This is a genomic window from Polaromonas sp. P1_G2 (assembly GCF_056405515.1).
In genome coordinates this window covers 1-6,755 of record NZ_JBFUBY010000330.1, presented here as the reverse complement: position 1 = coordinate 6,755, position 6,755 = coordinate 1, and the positions used below count along the sequence as shown (strand labels likewise).

At 65.7% G+C, this 6,755-nt stretch carries 6 protein-coding genes and 1 pseudogene; 4 read left to right on the top strand and 3 right to left on the bottom strand.

The window, feature by feature from the left end:
• Positions 1 to 22: 22 nt before the first annotated feature.
• Positions 23 to 760, bottom strand: a complete 738-nt coding sequence (locus AC1D0P_RS22825; RefSeq protein WP_477678837.1) for a nitroreductase — start codon at positions 758 to 760, stop codon at positions 23 to 25.
• 162 nt (positions 761 to 922) lie between these two features.
• On the opposite strand from AC1D0P_RS22825, the gene AC1D0P_RS22820 reads away from it, so the two are divergent.
• Positions 923 to 1,627 (top strand): Crp/Fnr family transcriptional regulator, encoded by a 705-nt coding sequence (locus AC1D0P_RS22820; protein ID WP_477678836.1) that lies wholly within the window; start codon positions 923 to 925, stop codon positions 1,625 to 1,627.
• Positions 1,628 to 1,635: 8 nt separating this feature from the next.
• Here AC1D0P_RS22820 and AC1D0P_RS22815 read toward each other — a convergent pair whose 3' ends face one another.
• Positions 1,636 to 2,568 (bottom strand): LysR family transcriptional regulator, encoded by a 933-nt coding sequence (locus AC1D0P_RS22815; RefSeq protein WP_477678835.1) that lies wholly within the window; start codon positions 2,566 to 2,568, stop codon positions 1,636 to 1,638.
• Positions 2,569 to 2,620: 52 nt separating this feature from the next.
• Between AC1D0P_RS22815 and AC1D0P_RS22810 the strand changes: the two are divergent.
• From AC1D0P_RS22810 to AC1D0P_RS22800, 3 genes and pseudogenes are all read left to right on the top strand, one after another.
• Positions 2,621 to 3,682 (top strand): annotated as a pseudogene (locus AC1D0P_RS22810) (pyridoxal phosphate-dependent aminotransferase); the annotation flags it as partial.
• A 58-nt stretch (positions 3,683 to 3,740) separates the two neighbouring features.
• The gene (locus AC1D0P_RS22805; protein WP_477678834.1) at positions 3,741 to 4,718 is read left to right on the top strand and encodes a Bug family tripartite tricarboxylate transporter substrate binding protein; all 978 of its coding nucleotides are present in this window, start codon (positions 3,741 to 3,743) and stop codon (positions 4,716 to 4,718) included.
• Positions 4,719 to 4,720: 2 nt separating this feature from the next.
• Positions 4,721 to 5,413, top strand: a complete 693-nt coding sequence (locus tag AC1D0P_RS22800; protein ID WP_477678833.1) for an RraA family protein — start codon at positions 4,721 to 4,723, stop codon at positions 5,411 to 5,413.
• Between the two features lie 15 nt (positions 5,414 to 5,428).
• Here the strand turns inward: AC1D0P_RS22800 and AC1D0P_RS22795 are convergent, their stop codons facing one another.
• A complete protein-coding gene (locus AC1D0P_RS22795; protein WP_477678832.1) occupies positions 5,429 to 6,436 on the bottom strand; it encodes a transporter in 1,008 nt (335 codons plus the stop codon).
• Positions 6,437 to 6,755: the final 319 nt, after the last annotated feature.

Genomic DNA, 6,755 nt, shown 5'->3' with positions numbered 1-6,755 from the left:
GCCTAGGCGCAGGCGTTTGTACTCATGGCGCTGTCTCCGTGTTCAGGGTGTCATGAAAGGTGGTGAAGCCGCCGACCGGCTCGCGCCCGGTCACCAGCGAGTTCTCGATGCGGCTCGGGTCGGCGTAACCCAGGCTCATGCCGCAGACAAACATCTGCTGCTCCGGAATCGCCAGCTCCCTGGCAATGATGCGGTGAAACGGCGTGAAGGCCGCCTGCGGGCAGGTATCAAGCCCGCGTGCCCGCGCGGCGACCATGATGCTTTGCAGAAACATGCCGTAGTCGATCAGGCTGCCGCGCCCCATGCCCTTGTCCACGGTGAACATCAGCCCGACCGGCGCGCCGAAAAAACGGTAGTTGCGGCCGTGCTGGGCGTGCATGCCTGGCTTGTCGGTTTTCTGGATGCCGAGCAGGCCGTACAGGTCCCAGCCCACTTTGCGCCGCCTGTCGATATAGGGCGCAACCCACGCTTGCGGGTAGTAGTCGTAGGGCTCGTCGAGCTGGGCCGCCAGCGACGGGTCGTCGTAGACCCGCAGGATCGCGTCGCTGAGGCGCTGCTTCGCGTCGCCCATGAGCACATGCACATGCCAGGGCTGGGTGTTGACCCCGGAAGCGCAGTGCCGCGCCACATCCAGGATGGCCTCCACCTCGGCGCGCGGCACCGGTGTCGGCAGGAAGGCGCGCGTGGCGCGGCGGCTCACCAGCGCCCAGTCGACGGCGCTGCGCAACACCTCGGTCGGGAGGCTGGGTGGTGAGGCCATCCGGCGGCTTGTATCCATAGTCATGCTCGTCTGTCCAGGCAAAAGAAAATTGTCGAAGAAGCGAGGCGATCTGAATGTTCTCCGGATGACATTTGGCGGCGCGGCCGTTGCTGGTTAGTATTGCCATCCTTACTTGTCACACTTGCCAGGGGTTCCCACGACATGAATGCGCACCAGGCAGACCAACGCGGCAAGCTGCTCGACTTCCTTGAATCTTCTCCCTGGCGCAAGGGGCTGACCCAGGACCAGTTCGACCGCGTCTGCGGCGACGCGGTGAGCCGCACGTTCACGGCCGGGGCGACGGTATGCCTGCGCGAATCACCGTCCGAACACTGGCTGGCCGTCGTGGAGGGCCTGGTCAAGGTCGACACGGTCTCAGCCGATGGCCGGGCCACGACGTTTGCCGGCGTTCCCGGCGGCGCCTGGTTCGGCGAAGGCGCAGTCCTCAAGGGCGAGCCGCGACCCTATGCCGTCGTTGCCATCCGCGACAGCACGGTGGCCTTTGTGCCCCGGGCCACCTTTCTCTGGCTGCTGGACAACAGCCATTCCTTCAGCCGCTGGCTGATAGACCAGCTCAACGCCCGCCTGGGCTACTACGTGGCGCTGGTCGAAGGCCTGCGCCTGGGCGACGTGAACACCCGGGTGGCCTATTGCCTGGCCGAACTCTTCAACCCGCAGCTGTACCCGAACACACAGCTGCGCATAGATATTTCCCAGGAAGAGATAGGCCGGCTGACCGGCATGGTGAGGCAGACCGCCTACCGTGCGCTGCATGAACTCGAAAGCGCCGGCCTGATCAAGGTGCAATACGGATCGATCGAGGTGGTGGACCTCGAGGGCCTGAAAAAATTCGCGCTCGGGGCGTAACACCCGGGTCAGGCCGCCGCGCCCTTCGCGGTTTTCTCATGCAGGCTGGAGCGGCGCGAAAAATCGCAGCTCGCGATGGCCAGCTGGACCACCCTGTCCATCGCGGGGCTGAAGTTGTCGCTGTGGTAGACCGCGCTGTACACCATGGGCGGCGGCATGGGGTCGCTGCGCACGATGCGCAGCAAGCCCTTGTCGATGTCCGGCTGCATGTACTCCAGGGCCATCTGGCTGATGCCGAAGCCGCTGATGGTCAGCTCCCTGAGCACGGTGGTGCTGTTGGTGGCAAACACCTTGTTGAACCTGAAGCCGTGCTGTGCCAGCCAGGCCTCGTAAAACTTGTTCTTCGCCGCGCCGGTTGACTGCTCCAGCACCGGGTAGCGCGCGAACTCCTCGGGCTTGAGCGCGCGCTTAGGCATTTTGAGGCTGGGGCTGGCCATCCAGAGGTCCTCGACCTGCGCCACCTTGACCGTGGTGAACTGCTTGCCCCAGTAGACGCCGGGCATGATGGCCAGGTCTATCTTGTGCGATTCCAGGCTCTGGAACAGGTGCAGGCCCGCGTCGACCACGGGCTCGAGCATGAGCTTGGGGTGCAGCTCCTGCAGTCGCTTGATGAAACCCGTGAGCCAGGTCAGCGCGATCAGCTCGGTCACGCCGATGCGGAAGGTGCCCTCCAGGGTCTGGTCGACGCTGACCTCAGTCTCTATGCGCAGCCTGAGCCTGAGCGTCTCCTCGGCCAGCGGCAGCAGGCGCCGCCCCACCGGCGTGAGTTCCAGCCCTTTGGACTTGCGGTGCAGCACCGGCGCGCCCAGCACGTCCTCGAGTTCCGCCAGGCGTTTGGAGATCGCCGACTGGGTGGTGTGAAGCTTCACGGCCGCGGCGCTGAAGCTCTGCAGCTTCGCGCTGAAGAAAAAGGCCTCGAGCTGTTTGAAGGTGAGGTTCATTCCCCGCCACTGTAGCGCAGCACCGGGCGCCAGGAAAAAAAGGAATAGCTGCATCAAGGAAGCCGCAACGCGCGCCATGGCCGCCGGCAAGACGCGCTACACCGACGTCGGCGGCACGCCCGAACTCAGGGAAGCGGTGTCGCAAAAGTTCAAGGCTGAAAACGGCCTGGACTATGGCGTCAATGAAATCATCGTCGGCACTGGTGCCAAGCAGGTGATCTTCAACGCGCTGATGTGCACGCTGGAGGCCGGCGACGAGGTGATCGTGCCCGCGCCCTACTGGGTGTCCTATCCCGACATCGCGCTGCTGGCCGACGGCGTGCCAGTGTTTGTGGATTGCCCCGCAGTCAAAGGATTCAAACTGCAGCCCGAAGTCCTGGAACGCGCCATCACGCCGAAGACGCGCTGGCTGGTCCTCAATTCGCCCAACAACCCCAGCGGCGCCACCTACACCCGTGATGAACTCGTGGCGCTCGCGCAGGTGTTGAATCGCCATCCCCATGTCTGGGTCATGACCGACGACATCTACGAACACCTGATTTACGACGGCCGCGAGTTCGCCACCCTGGCGCAGGCCGCGCCCGAACTCAAAGACCGCATCCTGACCATCAACGGCGTCTCCAAGGCTTACGCGATGACGGGCTGGCGCATAGGCTACGGGGCAGGGCCGGCCGCGCTGATCAAGGCCATGGTCAAACTGCAGTCGCAAAGCACCTCGGGCGCGAGTTCCATAGGCCAGGCCGCGGCCGTGGCCGCGCTGGCAGGGCCGCAGGATTTCATCGCCGTGAACCGGGGCGTGTTCCAGCAGCGGCGCGATGACGTCGTGGCCGCGCTCAACAAAATCGACGGCATACGCTGCCATGCACCCGAAGGCGCTTTTTATGTGTTCGCCTCGTGCGAGGCGCTGTTCGGCCTGCGCACGCCGAGCGGTGCGCGCATAACGACCAGCGACGACTGGATCATGCATTTGCTCGWTGCGCAAAACCTGGCGGCTTTGCAAGGCAGCGCCTACGGCGTGCCCACGCACTTTCGGCTGTCCTTCGCCGCCAGCACCGAACACCTGCTGGAGGGCTGCCGCCGCATCGCGCAGGCCCGCGAGCAGCTGGGCCGTTGATCGGCACGCCGGCCACCCTTCCGATTTTTCTCCTGCCACTTCCCTGAATGGACGTTTTATGAACCTGAGAACATTCCTGAAGCTGATGCCGCTGCTCGCGGCCATCGCCTCGCTGTCCACCGGCGCCCTGGCCTCGGACGCCTTCCCGAGCAAGCCGATCCGCATCCTGGTCGGTTTTTCGCCGGGCGGCTCCAATGACATCGTGGCGCGCCTGATCGCGCCGAAGCTGTCGGAAGGTTTGGGCCAGCAGGTGGTCATCGACAACAAGCCCGGCGCGGGCGGCAATATCGCGGCCTCCGCGATGCTCAGCGCCCCGGCGGACGGCCATACGCTGATGATGTGCACCACCGGCACGCTGTCTATCCAGCCGCACCTGATCAAGGCGCCCTTCAACCCCGAGACCGACCTGCTTCCCGTCACCCAGATCGCCAACGCGCCTTACCTGTTGCTGGTGAACGCCGCCTTGCCGGTCAAGGACGTGAAGGAACTGGTCGCCTACGCCAAGGCCAAACCCGGCATCATCAATTTCGCGTCCTCGGGCAACGGCACGGGCGGCCACCTGGCCGGCGAGATGCTGAAGGCGCGCGCCGGCATCGACATCGTCCACGTTCCCTACAAAGGCACGGGCCAGGCCATGACCGACCTGCTGGCCGGGCAGGTGTCCATGATCTTCGACCAGCCGGTGAGCTCCATGCCTTACGCGCAGTCCGGCAAGCTGCGCATCCTGGCCGTGGCCAGCCCGCGCAGGCTGCCGGCGCTGCCCGATGTGCCCACCGTGGCCGAGTCGGGAATCCCCGGCTTCGACCCCGTGACCTGGACCGGGCTGTGCGCGGCCAAGGGCACGCCCGCCGCCGCCATCGAGCGCATGCAGCGCGAGGTCGCCAAGGTGCTGGCCATGCCCGAGATTTCGAAACGCCTGATCCAGGACGGCCTGGAGCCGGTCGGCAGCACGCCGCAAAAGTTCCGCGAATTCCTGGTGGCCGACAAACGCAAGTGGGGCGCCGTCATCAAAGAATCCAACGTCAAGGCGGATTGAGCATGAGCACCACCCCTGTGCCCGACATCATCCGCGGCTTCGAACGCCTCCCGGCCGAAGTGGTCGCCAGCGCCGCGCGCTTCCAGCCCGCCATCCTGGCCGATGTGGCCGGCCGGCGCGGCGCGATGCACGGCCGCATCACCGCCCTGGACCCGTCCATGAAATGCGCCGGCACGGCCGTCACCGTCGAGGTGAGGCCCGGCGACAACCTGATGATCCATGCCGCGATGGCGCTGGCCCAACCCGGCGACGTGCTGGTGGTGGACGCCAAGGCCGACCAGACCAGCGCCCTGATGGGCGAGATCATGATCAGTGCCTGCCGCAAACTGGGGCTGGCCGGCGTGGTCATCGACGGCGCGGTGCGCGACAGCCTGGAGCTGCGCGGCATCGGCTTTCCGGTGTTCTCGGTGGGCACCAACCCGAACGGGCCGACCAAAAACATCGCGGGGCGCATCAACCATCCCGTGAGCGCCGGCGGCGTCACGGTGCGGCCCGGTGATTTTGTGACGGCCGACGCCGACGGCGTGGTGGTTGTGGAGCGCGAACGCATCGCTGCGCTGCTGCCGTTGGCCGAGAAAAAAGTCGCCGACGAGGCCAAACGCATCGCCGGCATCGCCCAGGGCCAGACCAGCGCGCCCTGGCTGGATGCCGCGCTGCGCAGCGCCGGTGTGCTGCGCGAGGGCGAGACGCTGTAAAGCCGCTTCGCCCGCCTATTGCTTCTGCCGGTAGACGTACCAGGCCGCGAAGGCCGTGAAGACGCCGATGATCGCGACGATCACCATGAAGCCGTGGGGATGCTGGGCCAGCGGGATGCCGCCCACGTTCATGCCCAGCAGGCCGGCCACGATGTTGATCGGCAGGGCCAGCACCGTCACCATGGTCAGGACGAAGACGCTGCGGTTGGTTTCCTCGCTGACTTGCGCGGCGATTTCTTCCTGCAGCAGCTTGATGCGTTCCTTGAGCTCCGACATGTCGCGTATGGTCAATGAAAACTCCTCGGTGGCCTGGCGCAGCTCTTCAAGGTCGCGCTCGCTGACCCAGGGCGGCGGCAGGCGCAGCAGGCGAAACAGCGCGCCGGGCTCGGGCGCCAGCAGGCGCTGCAGCCGCACCAGCACGCGGCGCAGCTTGCCCAGGTCGGCGCGGCGGTTGTGCAGCCGGCCCACCAGGAATTTGTCTTCCACCACGTCCACCTGCACCGTCGCGTCGCGCACGATGCGCACCAGCACGTCACCCTGTTCGCGCAACAGGTGGTTCAGGAATGACACCGAGGACTCCAGCGGCTTCTTGCCGTTCTTCACCGAGTCACGCAGGCGGTCTATGGAGCGCAGCGGGTGCGAGCGCGCGCTCAGCGCCATGTGCGGCCCCACGTTGAGCCACAGGCTGGCCATCTCGGCCGGGTCGAAGGCGAACTCGTAGGCCACGTCGTTGACCACCGCGATCAGTGTGTCGTGCGCGTCCTCGATGCGCGTGGAGCGCGAGCCCTCATGCAGTGCCTCGAAAAACTCCGGCACCGCGTTCAGGTGCTTGCGTATGCTGGCCTCCGCCACCGCATCGCTGAGGTTGAAGTGCAGCCAGACAAAATCGGACTTCCCCTTGGGCGCCTCGCTCCTGAGCCAGGCCGCCGCCTCCAGCAAGTCCACCGGCACGCCGGGCGCGTCGTYTTCAAAGCGGTAGCCGCAGAGCAGGCCGGTCTTGTCGGCGCCGTAGGTGATGTCCATTCAGGGGAAGGGGAGGGGCTTGAGGTCAGTGGCGGAGCGGGAACGGCTTCCGGGAGAGGTCCCACAGTTTGTCGCTTGTTTGTGACGGTTCAGTGACGGCTGGCGGTGGTGGCTGGTTTTGGCCGGGTCTTGCGCCGGCCTTGCGCGCTCCCCTTGTCTTTTGCTGAGACCTGCTGGCCGGGGGTTGCCCGGCGGCAAGTAACTTTCTTTTGCTTCGCCAAAAKAAAGTCACCAAAGAAAAGGCGACCCGCAGTCTGGGTCCCTACGCTTCGCTTCGGGCAACCTGCGGTGCTCGACTACGGCGGGGTCTCGCGCAAAC